The organism is Corynebacterium sp. HMSC059E07 (genome assembly GCF_001814395.1).
In the GTDB taxonomy this organism is placed as follows: Bacteria; Actinomycetota; Actinomycetes; order Mycobacteriales; family Mycobacteriaceae; genus Corynebacterium; species Corynebacterium hesseae.
The window spans coordinates 1-15,915 of record NZ_KV816314.1; the positions used below are offsets into that span (position 1 = coordinate 1).

Here is a 15,915-nt window from a genome sequence, read left to right on the forward strand (position 1 = left end):
GGACTCCGTGTCCAAAAAGTCCCTAGACATCACACTTACAGGCTAACGTCGATGTCCACGCGGCTTACTAGAGTGTGAGACATGGCAAAAAAGGTTCGTCCCGTCCACACGTGTTCTGAGTGTGGCTTCGTCTCCCCCAAGTGGCTTGGCCGCTGCCCTGAGTGCGGCTCGTGGGGGACGCTGCAGGAAACCGCGGCGGCTCACAGCAGTACCGCCGCCCAAGCCGCCGTGTCTGGGCGGCGCCCCACAGGCTTGACTCCGACGAGCCCGGCGGTGCCGATAACGAAGGTCGGCGCATCAGCGACGAAGGCCATCAATACCGGCATCGGGGAGCTCGACCGCGTTCTCGGCCGCGGCATCGTCCCTGGTTCGGTCGTGCTCATGGCGGGAGAGCCGGGAGTCGGCAAATCCACGCTGTTACTGGAGGTAGCCTCCCGCTGGGCACAGTTGGGCCGCACCGCCCTGTACGCCACCGCGGAGGAATCCGCCGGGCAGGTTCGCGCCCGCGCGGAGCGCACCGGGGCGCTGCATGAGACGCTCTACCTTGCAGCCGAGTCAAACCTGGACGTCGTCTTTGGCCATGTAGAGCAGCTTAAGCCCAGTCTGCTCATCGTGGACTCCGTCCAAACCATGCACGCCGCCGGGGTCGAAGGCGTCGCTGGCGGCGTAGCGCAGTCACGGGCTGTGACCGCAGCGCTGACCACGCTAGCCAAAACCACCGGCATCCCTATCCTCCTCGTCGGGCACGTGACCAAGGACGGCAACGTCGCCGGACCACGCGTGCTCGAGCACCTCGTGGACGTTGTCTTGAACTTTGAAGGTGACCGCCAATCCTCACTGCGGCTGCTTCGCGGCCTGAAGAACCGCTTTGGCGCTACCGATGAGATGGGTTGCTTCGAACAGACAGCGGCCGGAATCAGGGAGGTCGCGGATCCTTCCGGGCTCTTTCTTTCCCACCGCGGCAGCACCCCGGATGGCTCCGCGGTGACCGTCGCCATGGATGGTGTGCGCCCCATCTTGGCCGAGGTACAAGCGTTGACCGTCGATCCCGTGGCCAAGAACCCACGGCGCGTGGTGACGGGGCTCGACGCCAACCGCGTCCCTATGGTGCTCGCGGTGCTGCAGGCCCGCGCGGGCGAGCGCACCAACGATAAGGACGCCTACGTGGCCACAGTGGGAGGGATGAAGATTCAGGAACCAGCCACGGATCTTGCCGTAGCGCTCGCCACGTGGTCCTCCTTGCACGAGCAGCCGCTACCACCGAAGACGGTGGTCATCGGTGAGGTGGGCCTAGCTGGCGAAGTTCGCCGTGTGCCGAACCTAGACCGCCGCTTGGCAGAAGCGTCCCGTTTGGGTTACCGCTACGCCATCGTCCCGCCCGGAAAGGTAGAGATCGGCGGCGGCATGCAGGTGCGCCAAGCCGCAACGCTGAGCGAGGCGATTGCAGCGCTTAAAGCAAGTTAAACGGCAACGCTGGGGAGTAGTTTTCCCCGATGACGGTATGCAGGAAGTAAGCACCCGGCTCGGCTTCCTCACGCTCGGTACACTTGCCCGGTTCGGAGCGCTTGCGGGACCAATCCGCCTGGAAGTAGCGGGTCTCACCGGACTTGAAGGTCTGCTTGCCAGTTTCTACAGAGGCATAGCAGTCAGTATCGGCCCACACGCGCTCGTTAGAGCCCATCTTGTAAACCTCAAAGCGCAGCTGCTCTTCATCGAGGTCGATGGAGCAATCCTTTGTCGTCGGGTTAAAAACCTCCAGGTAGAAGGTCGGCATCTTACCGGCCGGGACGCTGTCCTCATTGGTCTTAGCCAGCACCTTGAGGTCCTGGAGGGAGCACGTCGTCTTGGACGGGTCCACGGTCAGCTCATCCGGCTTCGCCTCTGACGTTGGTTCTTCCTTGCCGGACTCGCCCGCCTCGGATTTAGCCGGTTCCGTCGAACCCGTCGCTTCAGTGGATTCCTTGGCTGAGGTGGACTCCGCCGTTTCCGCTGCGGAGGTTGTATTCTCCGAGGGGGCCAAGGTATCCGAAGCCGCTGCCTGCTGCGACTCGGCCGCCGAGTCCTCCTTCGAACCGCCAAAGAGCGCGGTGGCAGCGAAGATAAGAACAACCACGAGTACCAAGATCGCCACGAGTGCGGCGACGCGACGACGCACGTAGATCTCTCGCGGCAGCTGCTTCGGGGTACGGGATGGCTCAGTCACAGGTCTTAGTTTAAGGGGACTTAAGCCCAACCCGGGCCAGCCCAAAGCCGCGTGTCTTGAGCAGCGGCTTCTACGCGCTTGGGGCCCGCCCAGCGCCCGGGGCTAATGAACTCCGTGCAGGACGACGGTTTCCACGCTGGAATCCTCAAGGAGGTAGCGCAGGCCGACGATGCCGAGCGTTCCGGCGTCGAGAAGCCGGCGTGCAGCCGGAATATCGGAGATGATCTGGGAAACCACCTGCGCGGTGTTTTCGCGCTCGAAGTCAGCGCGATCTTCGCGGCCATCACGCTTGGCCACCATCGAGGCCGCGGCAACTTGCTCGATGATCGGGCGCTGCAGGCCCGTGGGCAATTCGCCACCATCCAGGAAGTCCTTGGCCGCGCCCACTGCGCCGCAGGACTGATGTCCCATGACAACGAGCAGGTTGGCGTGGAGGTTTTCTAAGGCATAATCCAGCGAGGCCATCACCGCGCTGTCCAAAATGTGGCCCGCGGTACGGATGACGAAGGCATCGCCGAAACCAATGTTGAACACGTGCTCGATCGGCGCGCGGGAGTCCGAGCAGGCCAATACGATGACGCGCGGATCCTGGCCCTGGGTCAGGCCAGCGCGCAGCTTCGCGTCCTGGTTAACGGCGATGAGGTTGCCCGTAACGAGGCGTTGATTACCTTGCTGGAGGGCTTCCCACACTTTCTGTGGATTTTGAGGAACTTTTGCTAGAGGCATGTTTCTTAGCTTAGCCCTCAGAGCCCTACACTGAGGTGCCTATGGATACCCAAGCTGTCGTGGAATGGTTCGATGCCCATGAGCGCCCCCTGCCGTGGCGCCGGCCGGGTACCTCGGCGTGGGGTGTGCTCTTAAGCGAGGTCATGAGCCAACAGACCCCCGTCGCACGCGTGGCCCCACAGTGGGAGGAGTGGATGCGCCGCTGGCCCACCCCACACGACCTCGCGGCGGCGTCCAAAGCGGACGTACTGCGCGCCTGGGGAAAGCTGGGCTACCCGCGCCGCGCGCTGCGCTTGTGGGAGTGCGCGAAGGAGATTGGTGAGGGGCCGGTCCCGGGGGACGTCGACAAGCTCTTGGCGTTGCCCGGGATCGGTGAGTACACCGCGCGCGCCGTGGCGTGTTTCCATTTTGGCCACAACGTTCCGGTGGTGGATACCAACGTGCGCCGCGTTTACGCCCGCGCCGAGGAGGGCCGCTTCCTCGCGCCGCCTCCCGCAAAACGCGAGCTGGCGCAGGTGGAAGCATTGCTTCCGGAGAAGAATGGGCCGCGTTTTTCCGCCGCGCTCATGGAACTTGGTGCCTTGGTGTGCACGGCCAAGAACCCCGACTGCGCCGCCTGCCCCATCAAGGCCTCGTGCGCGTGGCAGCTCGCGGGCTGTCCGGAACCCAGCGAGGAGGAAGCGGCGCGGGCAAAGAAGCGCGTGCAGAAGTTCACCGGCACGGACCGGCAGGTGCGCGGGCTGCTTCTCGACGTCCTCCGCGGCTCACCCCACCCAGTTTCCCAGGCCGACCTGGATGCGGTGTGGCCGGACGCGGCGCAGCGCTCGCGGGCGCAGGCCTCGCTTATCGACGATGGCCTAATGGACATCAACGAGCAGGGCCTGTTTCACCTGCCGCACTAGGCACGTGCGAGAAATCGATGAGGTGGCCGAAGGTCCAATCGCGGTCAGTCAGCAGGCGGGCGAGGATGAGCCCGCAACCAATGGCCGCCACGGCCATCGAGGCAGTGGCGAAGTTGTTCAACGCCTGGTCCATGTTGCCCACATTAAGGTGATAAACCGTGCGGAACATGGAGGTTCCCGGGATCATGATGACGGACGCCGGCACCGTCGTGGTGATGCGCGGTAGATGCGCGCGCTTGGAGGCCACCGCGCCCAAGAGCCCCACGATGAGACCGCCGGCGAACGCTCCGACGTAGCTTGTGGCCCCGACCCCGATAAGGATAAGGCGTACGAGGTTGGCCACCGTGCCCACCGCAGCCGCCACGAGCACCATGCGGCGCGAGGAATTAAAGAGGAACGCGAATCCGGAAATGCCCAGGAAGCTGGCCGCCGCGGCGGCGAGGTACCACACCGGCGCATAGTCCGGGATGCCCGGTTCCGGTGTGAGCTCCGTGGTCCAGCTGACCAGGGCCACGGTAAAGGTGGCGGCGGTGATCACCGTCAGCGCATAGGTCAGGCGGGATAGCCCGGCCTCGAAGTCGAAGCGCGCGAGGTCAATGAGCGCGGAGAACAGCGGGAAGCCGGGAATGAGGAAGAGCACCGCGGCCACGTAGCCCGAGGAAAACTCTGACGGGTCCGCCACCCCGGCGGCGGCCACGGCCTCGGTGGTGAAGAAGTACACGAGGCTGGCCACCGTTCCGGCCGCCACGATGCAACCCAGCTGGTGGACGTGTTTGCCGTGCAAAACCGCGCGGGTGAGCTGACCACAAAAGGCGGCGAGGGCTACCAGCAGAATCGCCAGCGGCGTAAAGAAGTTCAGGACCGCGAAAGAGGCGCACGCAATGGACGCCGCCGCAGCTAGGAGCCAGCGGTTCCACCGCTTGACCACGTTGGCCTCGATGACGTCGAGCATCTTTGTGAGTTCTTCCGCCGTGATGCCCGCGTACAGCCGGTGGTGGGTCAGGTCCTCAAGGGCTTCGATCCGGGAAGCGTCGACAGCCGGCGAATGCTGTTGCGCCACCACCGTGCGGAAGTCGCGGCCACGGTGGAACGTACAGGTGATCTGTGTGACGCCAACGTTGGCGTCGAGCCGATCAAAGCCGAGCGCGCGGGCGGCACGTTTCATGCCGCGCAGCACGCGGTAGCCGGACGTTCCCGCACCCATGAGCATCATGCCTAGGCGCAGGACGACGTCGGCCTCGTACCCCATACGGACATAGTCGCTGCTGGGGTGAGAAGTCATTAGCGCCAGCGCCCCCGGAAGTTCAGTCCACCGGGAAGATTGACCCACATGCCGCCGCGGGAGTTAAAGGTCACGGGACCGACCTTTGTCGACATCGAGGCACCGGAGCCGGAGAGATTGATCCAGCTGTTTTTTCCGGTCTTCTTGCGCTTGCGAAAATAAATGCCCATGCGCGCTAGCTTAGCGCAGCGACGTCTCAGCGCAGCGAAGTCGCTGCGTACCGGCGACAGAGCGATTACCCTTACGGCATGAATCTAATCTCTCCTCGCGCGCTCGTGGCGGCCCTTACGCTGGCGGCTTCTGCGCTGTTGCCCGTCACAGCATCGGCTACACCCGGCACGCCGACCTCTGCCCATCCGATTGACCACCTCGCAGGTGTCTCCGGCGTCTCTGCGGAGAAGATCTCCTATGAGTCCACGCTCATGGATGGCTCCCCCGCCACGGTTACCGGTGTCATCTACGAGCCTTCCGCTGCCTGGAGCGGCCCGGGTGAGCGCCCCACCATCGTCTTCGCACCCGGCACCCGCGGCGCAGGTGATCAGTGTGCACCGTCCAATGCCGCACAATCGGTGGGCAACCTCGCTCTGGGTCCGGCCAACCAGGTCACCCTCAATATGAACTACGAGTACGCGCTCTATCAATACGCCGCGCAACAGGGCGTGCGCGTGGTCACGACGGACCTGGTTGGTCTCGGCACACCAGGTCACCACACCTATGTCAACCACATCGAGGAAGCACACGCGGTTCTCGACGCCGCCCGCGCCACCCTCCGCCACGCGAACGCGCCGGCCGATGCCCCCGTAGGTTTTGCCGGCTACTCCCAAGGAGGCGGTGCGGCCGCGGCCGCAGCCGAGTACGCGGAAACCTATGCGCCCGAGCTCAACGTCAAGGGCACCTACGCCGGTGCCCCGCCGGCCGATCTTTTCGAGGTCATGAACGCGGTCGATGGCTCCTCCATCGTTCACGTGTTGGGCTATGCCATCAACGGCTATGCGGAGCGCAGCCCTGAGTTTTATAACGAGATCGTCACCGAGATGAACCCGCGCGGCATGCACTTCCTTGCCAGCGCCGCCCACGCCTGCATTGGTGATTCGATTGCGACGTGGGGCTTTACCCGCACCAGCCAGCTGACCAAGACGGGCGAGTCCTTCGGCGAACTCGTGCGCCGCAAACCGGCTGCCGCCCAGATGCTTGCGGAGCAACGACTGGGCCAGCGTGCCCTCAACGCCCCGATGCTGGTCATGAACTCCCCCACCGATGACCTCATCCCCTACGAGCAAGCTCGCGCGATGGCCGGTAGCTACTGTTCACTCGGCGGCACCGTCCAGTTTGAAGCCGCCGACCCCGTCGACGTTCTTCCCCACTCTGGGGCCAACCACGCCGTTGGCATCATCAGCTCGGTTCCACGCGGCGTGGACTATCTGATCGACCGCTTCAAGGATGTCCCCGCACCCTCTAACTGCCAAGCGTCCTAAGGCTTAGTGCAAACCGCCCAAGGATGAGAATGGCTCCTCGGCCTGGATGTCGTGCAAGGGCACGCGCACCCAAGGCGAATCACTGTGTGCGAGCAGCTCGGTGAGCCGTTGCGATTGATCCTTCATCGCAGCGACAACGTCGGGCTCACCATCACTTGCCCAGATCATTCGACCCCACCAGAAACTTGCGGCTACGTCAGCCCACGACACGAAGTAGCGCTGCAGCGCCGCCACGGCCTTGTCTGAAATCTGAAGGAACTCTTCTGGAGAGATCCACCCCAGCTCCGTTGCCGGGCCACCAACGGCGTGAACACGGATTATGTCCCATGCGCGCGTAGTGGTGGGCAGTGCCGGGGCCGCTGCTTTGGCAAAGCCCTCCGAGCGCAACATCCTTACGAGGTAGCGGAACTTATGTTCTCCAAGACGCGGATCCGCGCCTTGGGCAATAAAGAAGTCTTTGAGGAACTCGACCTTTTCCTCCACTTCCGCGTCTAGCTCGCGCTCGGGGACGTTCTTCACGGCGTATGCGAGGGGTAAAACCAGGTCATTTTCCACGTGCTGGCCACCTTCGAGCAGAGCATCAATAACTTGATACGCTTCCTGTGCACCAGTGACCCCCCAGTTTTGCTCGAGAGATGTTTTGTAGTATTTGGCCGCCCTTGCGTTGATGGCCTCAACCCCTAGCGGGGTCGCAAACGCCTTATTGCTCTTGTACGTCATTCCCCAAGAGTGTCGGCGCACCTCATCTTTGCTCGGCGCCGGTTCCGGCCACGGGAACTTTGTAAGGCGGTAGATCCAAGTATCATCAAACTTTGCTGGCGTGAACGTTGAGCTCATACCCACACAACGTACCGAGGTTTCTGGCACGGTTCCGTGGTGCCCCATCCATCACCCCTATGCTGGGGGTGATCTACACCATAATTCAGCGCACCCAGTCACAGTTTTTGATGTGTTGTTAGTCTCGTGTGCATGACAGGACCCCAAATTGCAATGACAGACCGGCCAGATCTCGGTGCTGCGCTTAAACGTGCTGGTGATTCCGAGATTGTGCACGCTGCCGCCGCAGCCGTTGTAGAAGGCCTTGGTGTCGACGAGATTGTGCTGGAAGCCGCCGCTACGAAAGCTAGCGGGGTGGATGGTGCCGCGTTTGTCACCAACCGAAGGATCCTCGTGACCGCCGATAAGAAGGATCCATCTCATTTTGAGTTCCTTGAACTTGACAACCTGGGCAACGTCACAGTTCTGCCCTACCAGGATGGCTGGGCCGTCGTGGCTCAACTCTACAACACATACAAAGTGTGGAGCGGGTTCACGGAAAAGGCCGCGCGTCGCGTGCAGTTTGCCGCCCAGTGGGCCCTGACCGCAGGCCGGGAGGCACGAACGGAGGCCTCGCGCGCGGTGTCTTCGGAGGAGCTTTTTAAGCGGTGGAAAGAAAACAAGCACCGTCTCAATCGCAATAGCTTTGAAGAGCACGTTGAGTCGATGCGCTCCCTGTATTCCGATATTGATTCACGGTGGTGGACTGAATAATGAGCCGACTTGCATACCCGGGTTCGCCCGATCACCTTAACGGGGCGGAAGACACATCACACATCAAAGAAGGCCAGACAGTTGCGGATAATGGCTACCGCCATTTCATCAAGCATGGCGAACTACTAGACCCAGGCGCAGCTTCGAAGAATGCATCAGGCACCGCCTCCACGTCGAACCCCACCGCAGGCACGACAGGTTCCCATACCGATGCCCCGAAGCAAGGCCTCAGTGTAAAGAAGCAGCTGTTGCTCCTTCCGCTAGTAATCGCGGTCATCGTGGTGGTAGCGATTGGTTACGTCGCAGCTAAAGATGCCCTCTTTGGTGACAAGTCTGAGGATTCCGCCGCGCCTGCGCAGCCCGCCGCTGAAGCACCTGCCGATTCCGGGGCTTCCAACGGTGACACCGCCGGCGAGACCGGTGGCGATACTGCTGGCGACGCTCAAAGCGGCCTCACTCCTACCGACCATGCGCCCGAGCCGATTGCTGACTTCGTGGAAGTGTGCACAGATTATGAAGTGATGTTCAGCTACTACGGCGCGGATAACTCCCCTGCCCCAGAAGCGAAGGGCACCAACTGTTCCGTGGATACTACGAAGGCGCCTGAGGTTGGTTATGTAGTCTTCACCGATGATCCTGCTGCCACCGCCGCCGTTCGTGACGGCAAGCCCGTCTTGGACGCCGCTGAGATTCCGGCAGAATCAACGCGCGGTTCCACATTCAAGGCACAGCGATTGGAGGCCATCTTCACTGTTCAGGAGATCCTCGCGGATGATAAGGGAATCGTTGAGTACATGATCAAGAGTGATGACCCTGAAGTAGCAAAGAAAGCTCTGGTAGACCTCGGCGTGGCCAAGTAGAGCTAGAACGCACACTTTTGCCCGCCGCCATACGTTTTCATTTTATTGTCAATAAGCGTTGGTGGTGATAGGCTGAGTGCATGGCACACGAGCACCACGACCATGATCACTCCAGCACGCCGCTGCGCGCGCTCCTGATTGCGCTCAGTATTACCGGCATTGTCTTCTTCGCGGAGCTAATCGGCGGATGGTTGGCGGGCTCGATGGCACTGATGGCGGATGCGATGCACATGCTTTCCGACGCCGCGGGACTCATCATTGCGGTGATCGCAGTGTTGGTTGGGCGGCGCCAAGCATCAGCCCAGGCCACCTACGGCTACCGGCGAGTAGAGGTACTTGCGGCGCTAGCCAACGCAGTAATGGTGCTGGCAATCTCAGTGTGGATTGTCGTCGAGGCGGTGCGCCGCCTGCAGAGCCCGGCCGAGGTACAGGGCAAGGCGATGCTGATCATCGCGGTGATCGGCCTGGTAGCCAATGCGCTCTCGGCGTGGGTGCTGCACCGGCACCGCGAGTCCTCGATCAACGTGGAAGGCGCGTTCTTACACGTACTGGTGGACTTGCTCGGCTCGGTCGCGGTGATCGTAGCGGGCATCGTGGTGCTGACCACGGGATTTGTGGCGGCGGACGTGATCGCCTCTTTAGTCATCGCGGCGATGGTGCTCCCACGCGCGTGGCAGCTCATGCGGTTGTCGGCAAGCGTTCTGCTCGAGCAGGTTCCGGCGGGCTTCGACGCCAGCGTGATCGAACCCGTGCTGCGTCGGGTCGAAGGCGTTGCCGACATCCATGACCTGCACCTGTGGAGCCTGGACGGAGTCAACGTTCTCACGACCGTGCACATCGTGCGCGACGGCACCGTCGACACCGGTCCGCTGTTAGATGCCGCCCAGCACGTTCTGCGCGAACATGGCATCGAGCACTCCACCATCCAAATCGAGCCCCCAGAACACGAATCCCACGAGACAGTGTGCTGATTCTGTTCTAGTTGTGGGCACGCCGCCCACCGGGCCGTCCCGCCCACCGGTCACGCAAAGAAAGCCCCGAACCGCACGGAGTGTCACTCGCATGCGGTTCGGGGCTAATCCTTATAGGCCCAGCGCGGGGCCCAAGTCAGCGCTTAGAGCGGCTGGCCAGCACCGGCACCAGCCGGCGGCGGATTGCCGTCATCACCATCGTTGTTGTGGGATTCCTCGGCGGAATCGCTACCAGACTCGTCGAGGACGTCCGGGGTGACGGTGTCAGGACCATCGGAATCCGGACCGTGGGACTCCTCATCGATCTCGGTGGCGAGTTCCTCATCGGCCTCACGCACGGCGGTCTCCTCGAGCTCCTTATCGAAGGTATCCTCCGGCAACGGGCGCGGACGCGGGGTGAAAGTGAAGGTTGCGGAAGAGTTGTCCTTAGACTCGCCGTCCCAGCCTTCAACGTCCACGGTGATGATCTCACCGGCGCCAATTTCACCGAAGAGGATCTTCTCGGAGAGCTGGTCCTCAATCTCGCGCTGGATGGTGCGGCGCAACGGGCGAGCGCCCAAGACCGGATCGAAGCCACGCTTGGCAAGAAGATCCTTGGCCTTCTGGGTGAGCTCGATGCCCATGTCACGCTCGGAAAGCTGCTTCTCGACGCGTCCGATGAGCAGCTCCACCATCTCGACGATCTGCTCCTGGGTGAGCTGGTGGAAGACCACAATCTCATCGATACGGTTGAGGAACTCAGGGCGGAAGTGCTTCTTCAGCTCGTCGTTGACCTTGTTCTTCATGCGCTCATACTGCGCATCCGAATCATTCTCCGAGGAGCCGGTGAAGCCCAAGCCCACGGCCTTCGAGATGTCCTGGGTGCCCAGGTTGGAGGTGAAGATGAGCACCGTATTCTTGAAGTCCACGATGCGGCCCTGGCCATCGGTCAGGCGGCCGTCCTCCAGCACCTGCAGCAAGGTGTTGTAGATCTCCTTGTGGGCCTTCTCGATCTCGTCGAAGAGGACCACGGAGAACGGCTTACGGCGGACCTTCTCCGTCAGCTGGCCGCCTTCCTCGTAGCCGACGTATCCCGGAGGAGCACCGAAGAGACGGGAGGCGGTGAAGCGGTCGTGGAACTCACCCATATCGATCTGGATAAGGTCATCATCCGAACCGAAGAGGAAGTTAGCCAAGGACTTCGACAACTCCGTCTTACCCACACCGGACGGGCCGGCGAAGATGAAGGAACCGGAAGGACGGCGCGGATCCTTCAGACCAGCACGGGTGCGGCGAATGGCGCGGGACACAGCCTTGACGGCTTCGTCCTGGCCAATGATGCGCTTGTGCAGCTCCTCCTCCATGTTGAGGAGGCGGTTGGATTCCTTCTCCGTGAGCTTGAGAACCGGAATGCCAGTCCAGTGAGCCAGGACCTCTGCGATCTGTTCCTCACCGACCTCAGCGATCTCCTCTAGGTCACCGGAACGCCACTGCTTTTCCTTCTCCGCGCGCTCTTCACCCAGCTTGCGCTCCTTATCGCGCAAGCCAGCGGCCTTCTCAAAGTCCTGGGCGTCGATCGCAGCTTCCTTCTCCTTGCGGACCTCAGCGATGCGGTCATCGACCTCGCGCAGGCCCTCCGGAGCGGTCATGCGCTTGATACGCATGCGGGCACCGGCCTCATCGAGGAGGTCCACGGCCTTATCCGGCAGGAAGCGGTCGTTGATGTAGCGGTCAGACAGGGAGGCCGCCGCCTTCAGTGCCTCGTCGGTATAGGAGACACGGTGGTGTGCCTCGTACTTATCGCGCAGGCCTTTGAGGATGAGGATGGTGTCATCGAGAGAAGGCTCTTCCACCTTGACCGGCTGGAAGCGGCGCTCGAGAGCGGCGTCCTTCTCAATGTGCTTGCGGTACTCATCCAGCGTGGTGGCACCGATGGTCTGCAGCTCGCCACGGGCCAGCTTCGGCTTCAGCAGCGACGCGGCGTCGATAGCGCCCTCGGCGGCACCGGCGCCGACCAAGGTGTGGATCTCATCGATGAAGAGGATGATGTCACCGCGCTGGTTAATCTCCTTGAGCACCTTCTTCAGGCGTTCCTCAAAGTCACCGCGGTAGCGCGAACCGGCCACCAGGGAGCCCAGGTCCAGCGAGTAGAGCTGCTTATCCTTGAGGGTCTCCGGGACCTTGCCGTTGACGATATCGAGAGCCAAGCCTTCGACCACGGCGGTTTTACCCACGCCGGGCTCACCGATGAGCACCGGGTTATTCTTCGTGCGGCGGGACAGCACCTGCATAATGCGCTCGATCTCGGAATCGCGGCCCACCACTGGGTCCAGCTTGCCATCGCGCGCAGCCTGGGTGAGGTTGCGGCCGAACTGGTCCAGCACCAGAGAGTTGGAACGCTCACCGGAGCCGCCCGAGCCGCCACGGCCGCCCTGGCCAGCGCCAGCACCAGCGCCAACCGGGCCGGCACCGCCCTGGGACTGGTTGCCTTCGCCCTCGTTGCCCTCATATCCGGAGAGCAGCTGGATAACCTGCTGGCGAACGCGCGGCAAGTCAGCACCCAACTTGGTCAGCACCTGCGCAGCCACACCATCACCCTCACGGATGAGGCCGAGGAGCAGGAACTCGGTGCCAATGTATTTGTGCCCCATCTGGAGGCCCTCACGCAGCGAGAGCTCGAGGACCTTCTTGGCGCGCGGGGTAAATGGGATGTGGCCTGTGTGCGGCTGAGAACCTTGACCAATGATCTCTTCCACCTCACGGCGGACATCCTCCAGCGAGATGCCCATGGACTCCAAGGCCTTGGCTGCTACACCTTCACCTTCATGGATAAGCCCCAGGAGGATGTGCTCGGTGCCGATGTAATTGTGGTTGAGCATGCGTGCTTCCTCCTGCGCCAAAACGATGACGCGGCGAGCACGGTCAGTAAACCTCTCGAACATTACCTCTTACCTTTCGCTTTAAATGTGTCATCCACTCTAACGCGCGGGGCGGACACTCCATTCACGATTTTTCTCCCCACTTCCCCTAAATCCCCGTTTCCGCAGGCAACGGCACTGTACGCCGGTAGCGAACAGGCAGTAGAAAGCCCGCATCACGCACCAGCCTGCCATGGAGGCTTCATCCCCTTAGAATGAAGAGGATTCTATAAATCTCATCGTCGACTCTCCGCGAAGGATTTCCCCTCACCGTGTCTATGCTCCCAGAATTTTTCACCACCCAGCACCAGCTGCGCCAAAAGGCAGTCTTGGACCAAGGAGCCGACTCCACGCTCTTCCTCGTAGAAGATCCCTCACACGATGAGATGCTCGTGGAAATCTACGCCCCGGAGCACCGCGGCGTACTCCGCCAGTCCGGCATTATGGGGCAGCTACAGCACAGCGCCATCGCACCCATCGTGGGCACAGGCACGATGAACAGCGGTCAGGAATTCTTTGTGCGCCGCAGTCTGCCGGGCGAGCAGCTTTCTAACTTCACCTCTTCCGGCGTTGGCGCGCACCACCTGTCCCGGGAGGAAGCCCTCGCCGTCTTTGCTCCATTGGCAGACGCCACCGATTTTCTGCTCAACAAGGGCCGCGCCAACTACGCCATCCGCGCGCTCAATCCGCGTCGCATCATCCTGACCGATAACCGCTCGAATGCCTTCTTCGCTGCGGTCGGACCAGCCTCAACTAACGAAGCTCCCAACGCAACAGCGAAAGAAGCAATCGACCGCCTCGCGCGCATCGTCGCCGCCGCCTGCCCTTCCTTCCGCGCAGCTGCCGCCTACCCCTCGGCTGCTGCCGTCGTTGATTCGCTGCGTAGCGCGGGCACGACCAGCACGAACACGGCTGGCGCGAATACCAGTGGCACGAACACCGCCGCAACGGGCACACCGCAGTGGCAGCCAGAACAGCCTTACTCCCCCGCCCCGCAGGAGGGGTGGGGAACGCAGCCCCAACCGCAGGTCGCAGCTCCCGCTCCCGCGAAAGGCTCCACCAAGCGCAAGTCGACCTCGAAGAAGAAAGTCTTCACCGGGCTCGGCGTGGGGCTTCTCCTCTTAGCTCTGATCGGCGGCCTACTGTGGTTCTTCTTGGGGCGGCCGGCGTGGTCCGAGGCGGAGCAGGCGCTTGTCGACGATCACCCGGGACTCATCAGCTCCCGTCCCGGCGGGGAAGGCTTCAGCGGTGCCACCTGCGATGCCCGCGAACCGGAAGATGGTCAGGACGCGAAAATCACCTGCGTTGGTGACGGTGTGGGCTACTCCGTGGCGCGGTACGGGGACGTCGCCAAGCGCGATGCAGCCGCCCCGACGCAGGATGCACAGGAACTGTCCAACGGACAGTGCACCGTGCGCAGCTACGACGTTTCCGACACCGAGCCGGTATTCTACATGGGCGCCGAGGACTCGACCGACGCCGTTCTCGTGTGGGGCGAGGATGCAGAGGAGCTTCGCCTGAACATGCCGCTGTGCTAATTCACGCGCTTGAGCAGCGGCGCAATCACCGCAATGGCGGTGCCGGCCACGCCAGCGAAGAGGAAAGCCCAGTGCGTTCCCTGTGCCGTCGCTGCGGCTGGTCCCATCCCCGCCGCGACACCGGCCTGGGTGCCGCGCGTGAGGAAGACAACGAGGAAGGCCGTTCCCATCGCACCCGCCAGTTGCTGGAAGGTGTTCATGATGGCCGACCCGTGCGAATACAGCTTCTCCGGAAGCGAGGACAGCGCTGTTGTCATCAACGGCGTCATCATCAGGCACATGCCGAAGGAGAAAAGAACGTGCATGCCCACAACCATCCACACGGCTGAGTCCTCACCCAAGGTGGCCAAGAGCCACAGGCTGGCCACCATAAACAGCGAGCCCGGAATCATGAGCGGGCGCGGGCCATAGGAATCGAAGAGTCGGCCCACAATCGGGGAAAGAAATGCTTGGAGAATTCCACCCGGCATCACCGCCAAACCCGTGGCAAAGGCGGTGACGCCCAGGGTGGTCTGCAGGTAGATGGGCAAGACCGTAACCATTCCCAGCATCAGGCCGAAGGACAATACCAGGATGAGCACCGCGAGCGTGAAGTTGCGAACGCGGAAGGGGCGCATATCCATTAGTGCACGATCCTCGAGCGCCAGACGCCGCTGCCGGCGGATGAAGACGATGAGCGCGATGACGCCCACCACGGTGACGGCGATGTCTACCCAGGCGCCACCCTGCAGCATCTTTTCAATCGAAGACAAACCATAGATCAGACCGCCAAATGCACAAGCAGAAAGGAGTACGGAGGGACCGTCGAGTGGGGTATCGCGGTTCTCACCCACATCACTCAGGCGCCAGAGACCAGCCACCAGGATGAGAGCGATGAGCGGCACCATGGCCCAAAAAATGACGTGCCAGGTGAAGCGGTTGAGGATTGCCCCGCCGACCGTGGGGCCCAGCGCCGGGGCGACGGAAATAACCACAGAAATAATGCCCATCACCGTGCCGCGGCGCTGCGGTGGGACCAGAGTCATGGCCACGGTCATGAGAGTGGGGATCATCAACGCAGTCCCGCCTGCTTGCAGGACGCGCCCGAGGAGCAGAGCGACGAAGCTCGGCGCAAGGGCCGCCACCACGGTGCCTGCCAGGAAGAACCCGGCAGAGGCGAAGAAAATCTGGCGCGTGGTGAGCCTCTCCAGCAGGTAACCGGTGGTCGGAATGACGACGGCCATGGTGAGCATGAATCCCGTCAACAACCACTGTGCGCTCGTGGCGGGGATGCCATAGTCCGCCATGATGGCTGGTAGTGCGACGGACAGCGAGGTCTCGTTGAGAATCATGACCATCGCTCCCAGCACCAGGATGCTGAGGTTGATGACTACCTTGGAGGGAATCTCAGCGGACATGCGGCCAGCCACACCTTTCTTTTCTCTGCTCTGGGGATACTCGCGCCAACGCTTCCGATGTCAGCGCGCAAGGAGTTTAGAGTACTCGCAAGCTAGCCGGGGATGCCACATGAGCCAGGGCAGCGAGGTTTCCT

The 15,915-nt window shown here is 62.3% G+C and carries 14 protein-coding genes; 7 read left to right on the top strand and 7 right to left on the bottom strand.

Annotated features, from left to right (window positions below; translation table 11 throughout):
* Nucleotides 1-81: 81 nt before the first annotated feature.
* On the top strand, nt 82-1,464 hold the full coding sequence (gene radA / locus HMPREF2967_RS06935) for a DNA repair protein RadA (protein WP_070685737.1): 1,383 nt from the start codon (nt 82-84) through the stop codon (nt 1,462-1,464).
* Here the strand turns inward: radA and HMPREF2967_RS06940 are convergent.
* Nucleotides 1,451-2,203, bottom strand: coding sequence for a hypothetical protein (locus HMPREF2967_RS06940; protein WP_070685739.1), 753 nt, complete (start codon nt 2,201-2,203; stop codon nt 1,451-1,453). The two genes, radA and HMPREF2967_RS06940, sit on opposite strands and share 14 nt — an antisense overlap.
* A gap of 102 nt (nt 2,204-2,305) precedes the next feature.
* Nucleotides 2,306-2,929, bottom strand: coding sequence for a carbonic anhydrase (locus tag HMPREF2967_RS06945; RefSeq protein ID WP_070562329.1), 624 nt, complete (start codon nt 2,927-2,929; stop codon nt 2,306-2,308).
* A gap of 41 nt (nt 2,930-2,970) precedes the next feature.
* Between HMPREF2967_RS06945 and HMPREF2967_RS06950 the strand changes: the two genes are divergently transcribed.
* Nucleotides 2,971-3,831, top strand: coding sequence for an HhH-GPD family protein (locus HMPREF2967_RS06950; protein ID WP_070685741.1), 861 nt, complete (start codon nt 2,971-2,973; stop codon nt 3,829-3,831).
* Here the strand turns inward: HMPREF2967_RS06950 and HMPREF2967_RS06955 are convergent.
* Both HMPREF2967_RS06955 and HMPREF2967_RS12840 read right to left on the bottom strand, forming a co-directional pair.
* Entirely contained in the window at nt 3,797-5,113 is a 1,317-nt protein-coding gene (locus tag HMPREF2967_RS06955; protein ID WP_070532280.1) for a threonine/serine exporter family protein, read from the bottom strand. The two genes, HMPREF2967_RS06950 and HMPREF2967_RS06955, sit on opposite strands and share 35 nt — an antisense overlap.
* Complete coding sequence (locus tag HMPREF2967_RS12840; protein ID WP_083299135.1) at nt 5,113-5,283, bottom strand: DUF4236 domain-containing protein; 171 nt, start codon at nt 5,281-5,283, stop codon at nt 5,113-5,115. The genes HMPREF2967_RS06955 and HMPREF2967_RS12840 overlap by 1 nt, the downstream gene beginning before the upstream one ends.
* 78 nt (nt 5,284-5,361) lie before the next feature.
* Here HMPREF2967_RS12840 and HMPREF2967_RS06960 point away from each other — a divergent pair, with 78 nt between their 5' ends.
* Nucleotides 5,362-6,588 carry a lipase family protein gene (locus HMPREF2967_RS06960; protein ID WP_070685743.1) on the top strand — a complete coding sequence of 409 codons (1,227 nt, stop codon included), beginning with the start codon at nt 5,362-5,364 and terminating at the stop codon, nt 6,586-6,588.
* 3 nt (nt 6,589-6,591) lie between these two features.
* On the opposite strand, the gene HMPREF2967_RS06965 is transcribed toward HMPREF2967_RS06960, so the two are convergent.
* Nucleotides 6,592-7,473, bottom strand: a complete 882-nt coding sequence (locus HMPREF2967_RS06965) for a DUF1266 domain-containing protein (protein ID WP_369816025.1) — start codon at nt 7,471-7,473, stop codon at nt 6,592-6,594.
* Nucleotides 7,474-7,557: 84 nt separating this feature from the next.
* Between HMPREF2967_RS06965 and HMPREF2967_RS06970 the strand changes: the two genes are divergently transcribed.
* The 3 genes from HMPREF2967_RS06970 to HMPREF2967_RS06980 all read left to right on the top strand — a co-directional run bounded on the left by HMPREF2967_RS06970 (nt 7,558) and on the right by HMPREF2967_RS06980 (nt 9,949).
* On the top strand, nt 7,558-8,118 hold the full coding sequence (locus tag HMPREF2967_RS06970; protein ID WP_070532271.1) for a hypothetical protein: 561 nt from the start codon (nt 7,558-7,560) through the stop codon (nt 8,116-8,118).
* A complete protein-coding gene (locus HMPREF2967_RS06975) occupies nt 8,118-8,978 on the top strand; it encodes a hypothetical protein (protein ID WP_070522763.1) in 861 nt (286 codons plus the stop codon). The genes HMPREF2967_RS06970 and HMPREF2967_RS06975 overlap by 1 nt, the downstream gene beginning before the upstream one ends.
* An 80-nt stretch (nt 8,979-9,058) precedes the next feature.
* Nucleotides 9,059-9,949, top strand: coding sequence for a cation diffusion facilitator family transporter (locus HMPREF2967_RS06980; protein WP_070522760.1), 891 nt, complete (start codon nt 9,059-9,061; stop codon nt 9,947-9,949).
* A gap of 143 nt (nt 9,950-10,092) precedes the next feature.
* Here the strand turns inward: HMPREF2967_RS06980 and HMPREF2967_RS06985 are convergent, their stop codons facing one another.
* A complete protein-coding gene (locus tag HMPREF2967_RS06985; RefSeq protein WP_070685745.1) occupies nt 10,093-12,870 on the bottom strand; it encodes an ATP-dependent Clp protease ATP-binding subunit in 2,778 nt (925 codons plus the stop codon).
* 254 nt (nt 12,871-13,124) lie between these two features.
* Between HMPREF2967_RS06985 and HMPREF2967_RS06990 the strand changes: the two genes are divergently transcribed.
* A complete protein-coding gene (locus HMPREF2967_RS06990) occupies nt 13,125-14,384 on the top strand; it encodes a serine/threonine protein kinase (protein WP_070685747.1) in 1,260 nt (419 codons plus the stop codon).
* On the opposite strand, the gene HMPREF2967_RS06995 is transcribed toward HMPREF2967_RS06990, so the two are convergent.
* The gene (locus HMPREF2967_RS06995) at nt 14,381-15,781 is read right to left on the bottom strand and encodes an MDR family MFS transporter (RefSeq protein ID WP_070685812.1); all 1,401 of its coding nucleotides are present in this window, start codon (nt 15,779-15,781) and stop codon (nt 14,381-14,383) included. The two genes, HMPREF2967_RS06990 and HMPREF2967_RS06995, sit on opposite strands and share 4 nt — an antisense overlap.
* Nucleotides 15,782-15,915 lie beyond the last annotated feature (134 nt).